Source organism: Nocardia amikacinitolerans, assembly GCF_900215415.1.
In the GTDB taxonomy this organism is placed as follows: domain Bacteria; phylum Actinomycetota; class Actinomycetes; order Mycobacteriales; family Mycobacteriaceae; genus Nocardia; species Nocardia amikacinitolerans.
On sequence record NZ_OBEG01000001.1, the window covers coordinates 120626 to 134587 of the forward strand.

At 70.0% G+C, this 13962-nt stretch carries 10 protein-coding genes; 4 read left to right on the top strand and 6 right to left on the bottom strand.

What is annotated here, in order from left to right; genetic code table 11:
• Positions 1 to 18: 18 nt before the first annotated feature.
• Positions 19 to 2244 (top strand): serine/threonine-protein kinase, encoded by a 2226-nt coding sequence (locus tag CRP45_RS34350; RefSeq protein ID WP_245909789.1) that lies wholly within the window; start codon positions 19 to 21, stop codon positions 2242 to 2244.
• Positions 2245 to 2385: 141 nt separating this feature from the next.
• Here CRP45_RS34350 and CRP45_RS00640 read toward each other — a convergent pair whose 3' ends face one another.
• The 5 genes from CRP45_RS00640 to CRP45_RS00660 are packed head-to-tail and all read right to left on the bottom strand — an operon-like array spanning position 2386 to position 9521.
• Complete coding sequence (locus CRP45_RS00640) at positions 2386 to 5172, bottom strand: DUF5682 family protein (protein ID WP_097243340.1); 2787 nt, start codon at positions 5170 to 5172, stop codon at positions 2386 to 2388.
• Positions 5169 to 6284, bottom strand: coding sequence for an ATP-binding protein (locus CRP45_RS00645; protein WP_067779109.1), 1116 nt, complete (start codon positions 6282 to 6284; stop codon positions 5169 to 5171). Before CRP45_RS00645 ends, CRP45_RS00640 begins: the two co-directional genes overlap by 4 nt.
• A 14-nt stretch (positions 6285 to 6298) precedes the next feature.
• Positions 6299 to 7654 (bottom strand): VWA domain-containing protein, encoded by a 1356-nt coding sequence (locus tag CRP45_RS00650; RefSeq protein WP_097243341.1) that lies wholly within the window; start codon positions 7652 to 7654, stop codon positions 6299 to 6301.
• The gene (locus CRP45_RS00655) at positions 7651 to 9027 is read right to left on the bottom strand and encodes a hypothetical protein (protein ID WP_097244470.1); all 1377 of its coding nucleotides are present in this window, start codon (positions 9025 to 9027) and stop codon (positions 7651 to 7653) included. The genes CRP45_RS00650 and CRP45_RS00655 overlap by 4 nt, the downstream gene beginning before the upstream one ends.
• Complete coding sequence (locus CRP45_RS00660) at positions 9027 to 9521, bottom strand: hypothetical protein (RefSeq protein ID WP_097243342.1); 495 nt, start codon at positions 9519 to 9521, stop codon at positions 9027 to 9029. Before CRP45_RS00660 ends, CRP45_RS00655 begins: the two co-directional genes overlap by 1 nt.
• Positions 9522 to 9809: 288 nt before the next feature.
• On the opposite strand from CRP45_RS00660, the gene CRP45_RS00665 reads away from it, so the two are divergent.
• The 3 genes from CRP45_RS00665 (at position 9810) to CRP45_RS00675 (ending at position 13098) form a co-directional block, all read left to right on the top strand.
• Positions 9810 to 11357: a phytoene desaturase family protein gene (locus tag CRP45_RS00665; protein ID WP_097243343.1), complete on the top strand. Its 1548-nt coding sequence runs from the start codon at positions 9810 to 9812 to the stop codon at positions 11355 to 11357.
• A 154-nt stretch (positions 11358 to 11511) separates the two neighbouring features.
• Positions 11512 to 12300 (top strand): SAM-dependent methyltransferase, encoded by a 789-nt coding sequence (locus CRP45_RS00670; protein WP_097243344.1) that lies wholly within the window; start codon positions 11512 to 11514, stop codon positions 12298 to 12300.
• Between the two features lie 72 nt (positions 12301 to 12372).
• Positions 12373 to 13098 carry a ferritin-like domain-containing protein gene (locus tag CRP45_RS00675; RefSeq protein ID WP_097243345.1) on the top strand — a complete coding sequence of 242 codons (726 nt, stop codon included), beginning with the start codon at positions 12373 to 12375 and terminating at the stop codon, positions 13096 to 13098.
• A gap of 6 nt (positions 13099 to 13104) precedes the next feature.
• Here the strand turns inward: CRP45_RS00675 and CRP45_RS00680 are convergent, their stop codons facing one another.
• Positions 13105 to 13887 (bottom strand): IclR family transcriptional regulator, encoded by a 783-nt coding sequence (locus tag CRP45_RS00680; RefSeq protein WP_097243346.1) that lies wholly within the window; start codon positions 13885 to 13887, stop codon positions 13105 to 13107.
• Positions 13888 to 13962: the final 75 nt, after the last annotated feature.

Sequence of the window (13962 nt, forward strand, 5' to 3'; positions counted from 1 at the left end):
GCGTCACGGAGGATCGATATGACGACCCAGCGCAGACCACTCGAGGTCGGTTCGGAGTTCGGGCCGTATCGGCTGGTCCGGCTGATCGGCCGCGGCGGCATGGGCGAGGTGTACCAGGCCTACGACACCGGCAAGGACCGCGTCGTCGCCATCAAGGTGCTGCCCGAGCGGCTGGCCGAGGACCCCGTCTACCGTGAGCGGTTTCGCCGCGAGTCGCACGCCGCGGCCCGGCTCAAGGAGCCGCACGTCATCCCGATCCACGACTACGGGGAGATCGACGGGCACCTCTTCATCGATATGCGTCTTGTCGAGGGCGAGAATCTGCGCGCCCTGCTGCGGACCAGCGCGCCGCTGCCCCCGGGCGACGCGGTGGAGCTGATCAGGCAGGTGGCGGCCGCCCTCGACGCCGCGCACGCCGACGACCTGGTGCACCGCGACATCAAGCCGGACAACATCCTCACCACGCCCGGCGGTTTCGCCTACCTCGTCGATTTCGGTATCGCGCACTCGAGTACCGCCGAGGGGCTGACGGGAGCTGGTTCGGCGATCGGGTCGTTCCACTACATGGCGCCGGAGCGGTTCACCTCGCGCGTTGTCACCCCGGCCGCGGACATCTACGCCCTCGGCTGTGTGCTCTACGAATGCCTCACCGGCGCCAGGCCGTTCCCGGCCGACACCGACGGCGAGGTCATGCGTGCGCACCTGGTGGAGTCGCCGCCGCGGCCAAGCAGGCTTCGCGATGAGATTCCGCGTGCCATGGACGCGGTGATCGCTCGGGCGCTGGCCAAGGAGCCCGCCGCGCGCTACGGCAGCGCGGGGGAGTTCGCGGCCGCGGCGCAGGCCGCGTTGTGTGGTCCGAAGGGAGCCGCGTCCGGGGCGGCCGGGGCGGTCGCCATGGGCGCAGGCGCGGAAGCCGTTGTGCCGGATACGGCGACGAGTACGGGCGCACTCGAGAAGGTGCCGGGACCGTTCTCGCCGCCGACCGCCGATGCGTCGACGGAAGACCTCGCGGATACGGCGGCGACTCCGCGTCCGTTCGCGACCGATCTCGGTGACCGCGGGGGGAGCGGCGCAGTGACGGACGAAACCGGCGACTCGTCGGCGGGACCACCGAAACGACCGTCGGGTGCGGGCGACGGCGACGGCCGGGAGTCCGAGCCGCCGAAGCGGACGTTTCGCCGGGTGGCGGAAAGGCGGGCGATTCCAGCGCTCATCGCCGCCGTAATCCTCGCGGCGGCAACGGTTCTCGCCGCGTGGGTGGTCTCGGGGCGGCCCGAGGAGGGCACCGCGGTCGCCGACGACGCCGCCTTGCGTCAGGCGGACGTCGATCTGGTGGCGAGCGCCGGGTTGGTCGGCTACAAGCGCGCCAACTGCGCGCACCGCGAACCGGACGTCGGCACCGAGGCGGTCGTCTACTGCGACGCCAACGATCGCACCGGCGCCCCCACCGCCCGGTTGTTCCGGTTCAGCAGCCTCGACTGGTTGCGGGAGTACTACAAGAACTACGTGGTCGAGGCCTACGACGCCACCAACTGCCCGAACGATCCGCCCGGCGTCGACGGTCCGCTCTTGGTGGACGGCAAGCCCGCAGGGCGGGACGCGTGCCTGACCAGTCGAGTCGACGATCCCGCGAAGCCCAAGCCGGTGCTCGCCGTGGCCGACGAGGATCGGCTCGCGCTGGGCATCTATGTGTGGGACGGCCCCGAGGACCAGGCCGAGCGCGATTACGTCGCCGCCCGCCACCTCTTCCACTTCCTGCCGCAGGACAAAACGGTCGACCCGGACTTCTTCACCTCGGCCGACCGGCGCGTCCTCGACCATCTGACCGGCGATTTCGGGCCCGCGACCTGTAAGCACGTCGATGTCCCCGGTGGCATGGTGGATGCGTTCATCCGCTGCGGCACTCCCCGCGGTGCGCCCTCGATCTCCTTCCTCGGCTTCCCCGACGACCGCTCGATGAACGTGGGATATCAAGCGGCACTTGGTCAGACGCGCGGTCACGCGTGCGATGGCAGCAGCGGCGGCGCGGACGACGTGTGGCGCAAGGCTTCCGGACCCGTCGGCCGGTTCTTCTGCTACACCGACGAGAGCCCCGTGCTCGGCGCACGCGATTGCTTGATGGCGGTGCACGACGATTTCCGGCTCATCGTCGACGCGTGCGCGCTGAGCAAGGACGACCCCGACCAGGGCCCGAAGTCGGAGGGCGAGTTGCTCGAGTGGTTCCAGCGGGAGTTCGGTCAGTAGCAAGGGCTTACGGCCGGACCGCGGCGTCGAGCGGCGTACGTGCCACGTCCTGATGGGTTGCGAGCCGAGGCGCGAAAGCTCCGCCGCGCCGAGGGGTTCGGCGCGGCGGAGCGAGTCCGCCGCCGCGGTCTTCCGGGTGAATCAGCCAGCAGCCGTCGGCACCAGCGAGGCCAGCGCCGCCGCCGCAGCGGGGTGCCTGGCCACCAGCGCGGCGACCTCGGCGTGCGGTGCCGCGGCCGGGCGCTGCCACTCGCCGCCGTGGCCGAGCAGCGTGGCCAGCGCGTCGCAGCTCGCCGGATGGGCGAACAGCAGATCGGCGACCGGTCCGCCCGCCACCGCGACGGCGGGTCCGGCGGTCGGCTGCGGTGTGTCCGTCCACGGCGGTGTCCAGCGGTCCACCGCCGCGAGGCCGGACGGGAAGGTGCGACCGGCCTCCCTGGTGAGCGCCGGAATCAGTTCACCGGCCTGGCCGCGCAGGGTGGTGATCAGTTTCGGCAGCCAGGGCAGCAGCACACTGTCCGGCAGGCGGCCGAACGCCTTCGAGAGCAGCTCCACCACAAAGGGTTTCAGCGACGGCACCGGATCCATGGCTTGCACGAACCCGCTCAGGTAGTGCGGGAAGGCGGGAACCACGAGCGGGTTGGCCAGCATCTCGTCGCAGCGGGTGCGCAGTTCCGGCAGCGTCAGCAGACCGAGTTGCATGCGCGTCGCCCACAGCAGCGCGACCTTCGCGGGCGCCTCAGGATGCGACTGCAACACCGCGAGTTCGAGCTGGGTGTGGTCGCAGCCGAGCGAAAGCGCCAGGTTCTCCATGCCGAACAGGAAGCCGAGCATGGCCGCGACCGGCCGCACGCCGGTGTTCTCGTCGGTGAACGCGGTCGGCAGCAGCGTGCAGTAGTGCGCGTAGCCCGCGGTGACGAACCGGCCGCACCACTCGGGAAGCCCGTCCGCGGTCGACCGGAAGTAGTTGAGCAGCAGCCTGATTCGGCGCAGCACCTCGGGCGCGTCGTCCACCGACCGTTCGGCGGCGAGCAGTTCGACGGCGCGGTGACCCAGCTCGTCGGCCAAGCGCGGCGAGTTCAGGTACACCAGGGCGTCTTCCACCGCCGCCAGCGCCACCGCGGCCGTGGCGTCCGCGGCGGACACCGCCATGCGCAGCCGCTGCTCGAGGACCTGCTCGATGGTCACGCCCTCGTAGCCGAGTTCGACAAGCGCGCGTTGGTGCTTGCCGAGCGCCAGATCCCAGCTCTCCTGAATGGAGGTCTCGCCGAGCGCCCGCGATCCCATGATCGGCCGCACCGCGTCCGAGGGCAGCAGCCTGCGCAGGATCCACAGCAGATCCGAGCACGGCCGCAGGTGCGGGTCGGCGCGCAGATCCAGCAGCGAACGCTGCACCGTGCGCTTGCCGGTATCGATCCCCAGCGGCGCGAGCCGGTCGAGCACGTCGCGGGCGAGCGGCGGCAGCGCCGCGTAGCCCACCTGACCGATGCGGTCACCGCCGAGCAGGATCTCGCACAGCCTGCGCACATCACGGCGACCCGGTACGTGGTCTTTCTCGATGCAGGTGATCGCCGCGTCCTGGAAGTCGTACGGCGTCGGGCGGGCGCGATTGCGCATGCCCGCCAACAGGATCGAGGTCTCGAACACCGCGATGGCGTCGGCGGTGCTGGCCAGATAGCCGTTGCGCCGGGCCAGCCGGACGATGTCGACCGACCAGTCGAGCAGCTCGGCCTCGTCGAGCGAGTCCAGTCGCGGCGGCGTGGACAGGAACCCCGACAGCTGGTCGGTCACGGCGGCGGCCGTCACCACGGGCGGGGTGCGCTTGCTCGTCTTCTTACTCGCGGATTTCTGGCCCGCGAGCTGGAACGGCTTCACGCCGCCGCGCCGAAGTCCCTTCGACCAGGTCGCCGCCGCGATCGATACCGACCCCGATGCCAGCCCGAACTGCTCCTCGATGGCCGAGTGGCTGGACGGGATCAGCCCGTACTGCCAGGTGGTTTTCGATCGCGGCGTGATCTCGTAGGGCGCCATGTCGGCGGGCAGCCCGAACTGCTCGACGTGGCTGGCCGCGTGGAACGCCCCGCACACGTACAGGCAGTCGGCCGGGTCGGCGCCGGTCGCGTCCAAGTGTTCGCGCATCCGCGTCCACATGTAGCGCTCGCGGTTCTCGTCCTCCTCGCCGCCGGTGCGGCGCAGGCGACGGAACAGGCTGCCGATGAGCACCATGACCTGGCGGTAGGTGTCGTAGTCGGCGCCTGCCAGCGGTTGCTCGACGTACTGGTCCCACCACTCCGACCAGTGCCGCACCTTGCCGTGGTGCAGCAGGTGCTCCTCGAGTTCGGCGAAGCGCGGTCGCAGATCGCCGATTTCGATGCCGACCGCGTCCCCGTGCAGAGCACCACCCTCGGCGGGCTCGGGCGCTTCCTCGGCGGTCGCGTCGCCCTTCGGTGCGTCGCGGTCCGGCGCCCACTGGAACACGTGGTCGCTGGAGCGGTCGACGAGCACGAGCTCGACGCCGGGGGTGTCGAGCGCGTAGGCGATGGCCTGGTATTCCGCCGACGCCTCGGTGATCGGGGCGACCACCGACAGCGGCGCCCACGCGGCCGGGAACCCGTCGAGTTCGCCGGCCCACGCCTGCACCGCCACCGGCAGCCTGCAATTGCGCAGCTCGTCCAGGATCGGCCGCAGATCCTCGCACAGCTCCAGGTAGACGACCTTGGGCCGCTTCTCGTGCAGCCGCCGCACCATCGCCAGAGCCGAGGCGGGCGAATGGTGGCAGACCGGGAAGATCTCGAGCTCGACCGCGAGCGCGCGATCGACGTCGTCGACGATGCCCGCGAGGATCTCCGCGACCGCGCCCGGTTCGGCCGCGAATCGTTCCGCGGCCGTGGCCAATTGCTCGCGCAGCGCGCCGAACGGACCGGTCACGAGAGCCTCGCGATCGCGGCACGGCCGCCCTCGAGGAACTGCGACCAGTCCCCGCCCGCGTCCTTGCTGCGCGGTTCCACCACGCCGTGCCAGAACTTGTTGAGGATCGCCAGGTCCTCCGGAGCCCGCCGGGCCAGCGAGCCGACCAGCGACCCCGCGAGGGTCTCCGCGCGCAGCGTGCGGTCGCCGAAGAACTGGCTGTGCAGGATCGCGTCCTCCAGCACGCCGATCTGTTCTGCGGTCGACAGCGCCGACTCCAGCTTCTCGTCGTCGCTGGTCGCGGCGGCGGCCGCGGAGCGAAGATCGGCGAAGCTGTCGAGCAGGATGTCGAGCAGCGTGGGCGGCAGCTCCAGCTCGATCTGGTGCCTGCGCAGCAGCTCGGCGGTGCGGAAGCGCACGATCTCGGCCTCGCTGCGCTTGTTGGTCACGACCGGGATGCGCACGAAGTTGAAGCGCCGCTTGAGCGCCGAGGAGAGGTCGTTCACGCCGCGGTCGCGACTGTTGGCGGTGGCGATGATGGAGAAGCCCGGCTTGGCGAACACGACGTTGTCGTCGTCGAGTTCCGGGATGGAGACGTACTTCTCGGACAGGATCGAGATGAGCGCGTCCTGCACGTCGCTGGTCGAGCGGGTCAGCTCCTCGAAGCGGCCGATCACGCCCTGCTCCATCGCGGTCATGATCGGCGACGGGATCATCGACTCCCTCGACTGCCCCTTGGCGATGACCATGGAGATGTTCCACGAGTACTTGATGTGGTCCTCGGTGGTGCCCGCTGTGCCCTGCACGACGAGCGTGGAGTTGCGGCTGATGGCCGCGGAGAGCAGCTCGGCCAGCCAGCTCTTGCCGGTACCGGGATCACCGATCAGCAGCAGTCCTCGGTCGGAGGCCAGCGTGACGATGCTGCGCTCGACGAAACTGCGGTCGCCGAACCACTTCTGATCGATCTGGCGGTCCAGTCCGTCGGCGCGCTCGGAGCCGAGGATGAACAGCCGCACCATCTTCGGGCTCAGCCGCCAGGCGAACGGCTTGGGGCCGTCGTCGATCGACTCGAGCCAGTCCAGCTCCTCGGCGTACTTGATTTCGGCGGGGGCGCGCAGCGCAGTGTCGGTCATGGTTGCGAGGTCTCCTAGTCGAGAAAGTTCTTGAGTTCGAACACGAGTTTCTGGATGCGGCCCGAGATCACCGGGGTGCCCATGGCCTTGAAGCGTTCCCGGAACCAGGGATTCACGCTCTGCTGCCCGGAGCTGTTCACCGAGCCGACGGGGATGAGCTTCACACCGTTGCGGTGCACAGCCTGCATGCTCTCGTACAGCGGCTGGGAACGGTCGAACTCGTAGAAGTCCGAAATCCACACCAGCACGGTGTTGGTCGGGTCGACGATCTTCGGCTGGGCCATCGCCATGGCGACGGGGCCGTCGTTGCCGCCACCGAGGTTGGTGCGCAGCAGGACCTCGAACGGGTCGTGCACCCACGGCGTCAGGTCGATGGCACGGGTGTCGTAGGCGATGAGGTGCACGTCGACCTTGGGCAGTCCGGCGAAGATCGAGGCGAGGATGGTGCAGTTCACCATCGAGTCGACCATCGAACCGGACTGGTCGACCACCACGATCATCCTGGCGGGCACGGTGCGCTTGGCGGTCTGCCGATAGAACAGCCGATCCACGTAGAGGCGCTCGTCGTCCGGATTCCAGTTGGTGAGGTTCTTCCAGATCGTCCGGTCCACATCCAGATTGCGCAGGATGCGCTTCGGCGGCACCGAGCGGTCGACGGTGCCCGCGGTGGTCTGCTGCACCTGGGTGCGCAGCACCTCCGCGACCTGATCGACGTAACGACGGATGAGCGACTTGGCGTTTGCCAGCGCGACGCCGGACAGATTCGTCTTGTCGCGCAGCAGCTGTTCGATCAGCGACATGCTCGGCGTCAGCTGGGCCGAGAGCGCGGGATCGGCGAGCACCTCGCGCAGCCGCATCCGCGAGACCAGGTCGGCCTCGAGGTCGCCGAGCACGGTGCGCACCTCCGCGCCGCAGTCCTCGCCGAGCATGCGCCGCAACCAGCCCGCATCGCGCTGCCAGCCCGCCAGCTGGGTCGCGCTGACAGTGCCGCCGCCGGTCGCGAAGACGTTCAGCAACAGCTTGGAGAACAAGGCGGCCGAACGCACCTCGCCGGAGCCGATGGCCGAATCGGCATCGGTTCCCGCCGGGGTCTCGTCCGCGTTCTGCCCGGCCGATTCCTTGGCGGTCTCCGTCGATTCGGCCGCCCGCACGTGTGCGCCGAGTCCGTCGAACTCGTTCGCCAGCTCGGGAAAGCGTTGCACCACGTTGTCGATCGAGACACCGGGGTCGAGCAGCGCCGCCGGGAGGCCGAGGTCGTCGACGACCGCGACGCTCGATGTCTCCAGCGCGGGCTGCGCCTCGCTGTCGAAAATGCCCGCGAGCAGCCGCCAGTAGAGGATCTGCCGTCGAGTCTCGTTGCTGTGGGTCATTTTCTCAGCAGCCGTCCCGCTCGTTCCCTGAGCACCGCGACCGCGTCGCCCGACTTCGCTTGCGATTTGGCCGCTTTCGGGTCCGTCACGCCGCAGGCCCAGTCGCCGCCGTGCACGTCGACCTCGACGCCTTTGGTCTTCTTGCGCACCGCGAACGGGCGCAGCGACCACCGCCCGGCGTCCCAGCGCAGCAGGCCGAGGCAGGTCGAGGAGCCGTTGACCGCGGCGGGTGTCAGCGGGCCGCAGGTCGGCAGCCGGTCCAGTTCGAGGGTGAGGCGGTGCCCGTCCAGCTCGATGGCGCCATCTTTGACCTTGTAGCCCTCCACCAGCACCGGTTCGGCCAGGTGCACGGGATCGCGATCCAGCGGGGGAGTGGCCGGGGCCAGCGCGCCGGCCAGGCCGACGCGGGCCGTGGCGAATGGATCGGCGCTCGCGCCGAGGCGAGCCGACTCGTCGTGCCAGATCAGGTCGCCTGCCGCGGTCATCGGCATGCCGTCGATATCGAGGCTCAGCCGCTCGGCGATCGCTTTGAGCAGCTGCGGGTGCTCGGTGAACAGCTGCCAGATCGCGGGGCCGACGATCGTGTCGACCTTGGCTGCGGCAATGCTGACCCGCACCCGTCGCGTCCGGCCGCCCGCCGTCTCCAGCAGCGCGTACAGCTGAACCTGCACCGCCGTGCCGTGCTCGTGCACGTCGACGCCCAGCGGAAGCAGCCGCCCCGAGACCGCCGTAGTCTCGGCGAAACCGCCTGTGCGCCAGGACAACAGCAGCGCACGCGCCCACAGGTCCGCCCAGCGCCGGGCGGGCAGCCGGTCCAGTGTCGCCACCGGCGAGCCCGCGCGCAGCTCGGCCGTCAGACCGTCGAGCAGGACCGCGAGCCTGCGCAGGGCCGGTTCGGCGAGCAGCGCTTCGACCGTCTGGTCGGCGGCCGAGACGAGGTCGTGGTCGACGCCGCGCCATCCGGTGATGGCGACCTCCTGCAACCAGGAGCGGCTGCCCGCCGCCAGGTTGTGCGGTGTGTGCGGCGGCTCCGGCTGCTCCCACGCGGCACGTTCGCGCCCCAGCGCGGTGTCCACCCGGTCCAGCAGGGCGTCGTGGACGGCGCCGAGCAATGCGGCGCGCCCGCCTGCCAGCGCCGACAGCTCCTCGGGGCCGATGGAGCCCGCGCCGAGTTTCCCGACCGCCTCGGCGATCGCCGGTCCGAGCGGGGATCCGCCGAGCGCGGCGTTGAGGTTCGCCAGTGCCGCGGTGTGTTCGTCGGTGAGCCGCGCGAATCCGTGGACCAGCGCGGTGTCGAATCCGGTCACCACATCGAGCGCTTCCGCCACTCCGGGCGGCGGCTCGAGCAGTTCGGCCACATGTACGCCGAGCATCAGCGGCTCACCCCCGTCGCGGGAAACCACTGCAACTCCGGGATCGGCGCGGTGCCGCCCGGCAGCTCCAGATACGCGAGATGGCGCAGGAAGCGGCTGAATACGACGGCGGCGGGCGCGGGTTCGTGCGTGCAGTTCAGCGCGGCACGCAGGCTCGTACCGTCGGTGATCTCCACCCCCAGATAGCGGGCGACCTGTTCGGCGCCGTACTGCACGACCGCCTCGTCGAGCAGCGCGTCGATGTGCTTGCACGGATAGGCTCCGCGCAGCCCGCCGCACGGCCGATTGTTGTTGGTGCTACAGCTGAGTCCGTGCGTCTTCGCCGACACCGACGAGACGTACACCCGCGCGATATCCGATCCGCTCGACACCACGCCCTGCAACCGCCCGTCCGCCATCTCGACGAAGGGCACCTTGGCCAGTTTGCGCGGCGCGACGACGGGCAGCGTCTGCACCACCGCCGCCCGCTCCCATTCGCGGTCACCCGAGTCCATCGCGTTCCCTCCCGCTTCTCTTCATGACCGAAAACCTACGCGAACCCACCGACAGGTTCCGGCGTCGATTTTCGATCTTGTGAATAGCGACAACCTCTGTCCCACAGTCGGTTTCGGCATCGGCGAAGTTGTCGGTATGGCCTGTTAGTCTCCCGCTGGGCGACGCTGTGCTCGACCGAATCGGCACCGGCGGAGAGCGGCACACCGGCCGGGATCGGGGCGTCGGCGAGGAGGCCCGACGGCGCGTCGTCGCGCCCGCACGCGGCGCGGCCGTGGTATCGAGGACGGATGACACCGACGCGCTCTTCCTACGATGTCGTCGTCGTCGGCGGCGGCCACAACGGCTTGGTCGCCGCCGCGTATCTGGCGCGGGCGGGCCGCTCGGTGCTGCTGCTCGAGCGGCAGTCGCACACGGGCGGCGCGGCGGTGTCGGAACGCCTGTTCCCCGGCGTCGACGCTCGGGTTTCCCGGTATTCGTACCTGGTCAGCCTGCTGCCCGCGAGCATCGTGCGCGACCTGGACCTCCGGTTCCGGACCCGGCGCAGGCGGATCTCCTCGTACACGCCGGTGGGCGACGGCGGGCTGCTCGTCGACACCGGATCCGAGGCGCGCACCAGGGCGAGCTTCGAACGCCTCACCGGCTCGGACCGTGATTTCACCGCGTGGCAGCGGTTCTACGCGAGCACCGGACGGATGGCGCGGCGGGTTTTTCCCACCCTGACCGAACCGTTGCCGACCCGTACCGAGCTGCGGGGCGTCGTCGCGGACGACGCGCTGTGGGACGCGATCTTCGAACGGCCGCTCGGCGAGACGATCGAGGCGACCTTCGCCGACGACACCGTGCGCGGTGTGGTGTTCACCGACGCGCTGATCGGCACCTTCACCCACGCGCACGACCCCTCGCTGCGGCAGAACCGCTGCTTCCTCTACCACGTGATCGGCGGCGGCACCGGCGACTGGGATGTGCCGGTGGGCGGTATGGGCGCACTCACCGACGCGCTGGCGGACGCGGCGCGCGCCGCGGGGGCGGAACTGGTCACGGACTGCGCGGTGACCGGCGTCGACAGCGACGGCGTCGCCGCGGAGGTGCGCTACGAGGGTGGTGTGGTCGGCGCGCGGCACGTTCTGGTGAACGCCGCGCCGCACGAGCTGTCACGCCTGCTCGGCACGCCCGAGGAGCCGAAACCCGAAGGCTCCCAAATGAAGGTGAACATGGTGCTGCGGCGGCTTCCGCGACTACGGGACACCGCGGTCGATCCCGCCGAGGCCTTCGCCGGTACCTTCCACATCGCCGAATCGTATGCGCGACTGGAGCAGTCCTATCGCGAAGCGGAGGCCGGGCGGATCCCGTCGGCGCCGCCGTCGGAGATCTACTGCCATACCCTGACCGACCCGTCGATCCTGTCCGTCGACGCCGTGGCCCGCGGCATGCACACCCTGACCCTCTTCGGATTACACACTCCCGCACGGCTTTTCCAGGAAGACCCGGATGCCGCCCGAGCCGCCGCCGCGAAAGGGTTGCTCGCGCAACTGGATCGGGTGCTGGCCGAGCCCATCGCGGATTGCTTGGCGCGGGACGCCGCCGGCGCGCCCTGCCTGGAGGTGAAGTCCCCGCTCGATCTGGAGCGCGAGGTGGGACTGCCCGGCGGTCATATCTTCCACCGCGATTTGGCTTTTCCCTATCGCTTGGACGACGACGTGACCGATCCCGCCGCGCGCTGGGGCGTCGCGACCGGGGTGCGCAACGTCTTCCTGTGCGGCGCGGGCGCGGTGCGCGGCGGCGGCGTCAGCGGCATCCCCGGACACAATGCCGCGCGCGCCGTCCTCGAGTCGTGACACGCCCGGCCGCGCCCGCCGGATATTTTCCAGCGACCCTTGCCGAGCTGCCCGTGATCACCGTTCCCAGCGCCACATCAGCGAACCATCGGATACCGCAACACGATCGGCTGTACAGTCACCGCGACGCAGCCGTTTTTGCTCAGGAGCCACCATGGCAGACAAGCGCCCCATCCGTACCGATGTCCCGCATTCGGCGCGAATCTGGAACTACTGGCTGGGTGGCCGCGACTACTACGAGGCGGATCGGCTAGCCGGCGAAGCCGCTGTCGCCGGGTACCCCGAGATCAAGACACTGGCCATGCAGTCGAGGCAGTTCCTGATCCGGGTGGTGCGGTATCTGGCGGCGGAAGCGGGCGTTCGGCAGTTCCTCGACATCGGCACCGGACTACCGACCATGCAGAACACGCACGAGGTCGCGCAGTCCGCCGCCCCAGACTCCCGAATCGTCTACGTGGACAACGATCCGCTCGTCCTCGCGCACGCCAGGGCGCTGCTGGTCAACACCACCGACGAGGGCGTGACCACCTATCTGGAGGCCGATTTCAACGACCCAGAGATGATCCTGGCCGACGCGCGCCACGTGCTGAACTTCGGCAAGCCGATCGCGATCATGTACATCGGCGTGCTCGGGCACGCGCGCAGCTACGACCAGGTGCGGCGCGTGGTGAATACCATGATGGACGGTGTGCCCTCGGGCAGCTACCTCGCGCTCTACGACGGAGCCACCGACGACAAGGCGTACGTGCGAATGTGCGAGAACTACGCCAAAACCGGTGGGGTGCCGTACATCCCGCGCAGCTCCGCCGAGATCACCGGCATCTTCGACGGCCTGGAGCTCGTCGAACCCGGCGTCGTGCCGATCAACCACTGGCGCACCGACGACGCCGCCGAGGGCGTGCGCGGCGCCTCGGCGTGGGGCGGTGTCGGCCGCAAGCCGTGACGGCCGGCATCCACACGAAATCTCCACCGGCTCACCCGGGAACCGACGCAACTCGTTCCTAGGGTGGCCTGCATGGTGATCGAACAGCTCGCAACGATCGAATTCGTCCGGTGGGTAGGGGAATTCGAGGCCAAGGCGCGCGCGAGAGCGGCGGCGGGCGATCCGGATTGGACTCGCGGCGCCCGCCTGCATCCGGCGATCGTGCGCAGTGTGCAGCGCTTCCAGGTCGGCGAGAGCGGCGACGGCGCGGACCTCGTCGCGAAGGCGGAACGCGCAGGTGATCCGGTCTATACCGCGGCGGTCCGGTTGTTCGTCGACGAGGAACGCAACCACGCCCGACTTCTCGCTCACCTGCTTCGTGCGGCAGGCCGACCGACCATCCAGCACCACTGGACCGACGCCGTGTTCGTGCGGTTGCGCCGCGCGCTGGGGCTGCGCCTCGAACTGATGGTGCTGATGGTCGCCGAAGTCGTCGCGTTGCAGTACTACCGGGCGCTGCGCGACGGAACCGACGATCCGCTCACCACCCGTGTCGCCACGCTGATCCTCGACGACGAACGTCGGCACGTGCCCTTCCACACCCAGCGGCTCCGCGCGGCGTTCGCGGACGCGCGTCTGCCGACCCGCGTCGTCGTTCGCGCCTTCTGGTGGACCGTGCTGGTCGGAGCGACCCTCGTCGTCGCCCACGACCACGGTTCCGCGCTGCGCGAACTCGGTTGCCCCCGAGGTGAATTCGTCCGCGAGACGCTGGCGCTCTTCGCGACGATCGTGCCGACGGTCCTCCGCGGCCGACGGTGATGCGGACTATTCGGTGCGGCCGCCGATTCGGACGGTGAGGGTGTCGGCGGTGGCGCGGACGCGGGCGGCCAGCGCGGTCCAGTCGGCGTCGCAGGGTTGCTGGGCGCAGTGGTGCCGGAGGGTGACGCTGATGGCGGCGATGGGGTGGTGGTCGTGGTCGAAGACGGGATAGGCGACGGAGGCGAAGCCGGGGGTGACGTGGCCGTCTTCGCAGGCCCAGCCGCGTCGGCGTTCCTCGGCGAGGACGCGGCGCAACGCGGCGAGACCGGCGGGACCGCGGTCGGTGCGGGTCACGAAGGACGCGACGGTGGGGAAGAGGGCGCGCACGTGCGCGGCGGGCAGGTGCGCGAGGATGGCGCGACCCGAGGCGGTCAGGTGCGCGGGCAGCCGGACGCCGACGTCGGTGACCAGGGTTTCCGGTCGCGCCGGTCGCTCCTTGACGAGGTACAGCAATTCGTTGCCGTGCAACACGCCAAGGTGCGCGTTGTGGCCGACCTGCTCGACGAGTTCGCGCAGCAGCGGCCCGGCGAGGCGCTCTAGTGGATCGTGCCGGAGATAGGCGGCGCCGAGCTCGAACGCGGCGATGCCGAGACCGTAGCGGCGCTCGGCGGGCAGGTGCGTGACGAAGCGGGCCTGGGTCAGCTCGGCGAGCAGGTGATAGGTGGACGAGCGGGGCAGCCCGAGCTCGCGGGCGATGGCGGCCGCCGACACCGGACCTGGTCTGCCCGCGAGTAGCCGAAGCACCGCGAGCCCGCGCCGCAGTGCGGGGATGTCGCTGCTCGCGCCCACGGTGCCTCCTCGGCTTGTCTGGGATATCAGACCGAATCCGGCGTGGCCTCATTCTCCACCGGCCGTCGCGGTTGT

Excerpts from the sequence above, each read along its gene's own strand:
- CRP45_RS00645 (WP_067779109.1), bottom strand. The coding sequence starts at position 6,284 with ATGACCGACACTGCGCTGCGCGCCCCCGCCGAAATCAAGTACGCCGAG.
- CRP45_RS00675 (WP_097243345.1), top strand. The coding sequence starts at position 12,373 with ATGGTGATCGAACAGCTCGCAACGATCGAATTCGTCCGGTGGGTAGGG.
- CRP45_RS00665 (WP_097243343.1), top strand. The coding sequence starts at position 9,810 with ATGACACCGACGCGCTCTTCCTACGATGTCGTCGTCGTCGGCGGCGGC.
- CRP45_RS00650 (WP_097243341.1), bottom strand. The coding sequence starts at position 7,654 with ATGACCCACAGCAACGAGACTCGACGGCAGATCCTCTACTGGCGGCTG.
- CRP45_RS00655 (WP_097244470.1), bottom strand. The coding sequence starts at position 9,027 with ATGCTCGGCGTACATGTGGCCGAACTGCTCGAGCCGCCGCCCGGAGTG.
- CRP45_RS00660 (WP_097243342.1), bottom strand. The coding sequence starts at position 9,521 with ATGGACTCGGGTGACCGCGAATGGGAGCGGGCGGCGGTGGTGCAGACG.
- CRP45_RS00670 (WP_097243344.1), top strand. The coding sequence starts at position 11,512 with ATGGCAGACAAGCGCCCCATCCGTACCGATGTCCCGCATTCGGCGCGA.
- CRP45_RS34350 (WP_245909789.1), top strand. The coding sequence starts at position 19 with ATGACGACCCAGCGCAGACCACTCGAGGTCGGTTCGGAGTTCGGGCCG.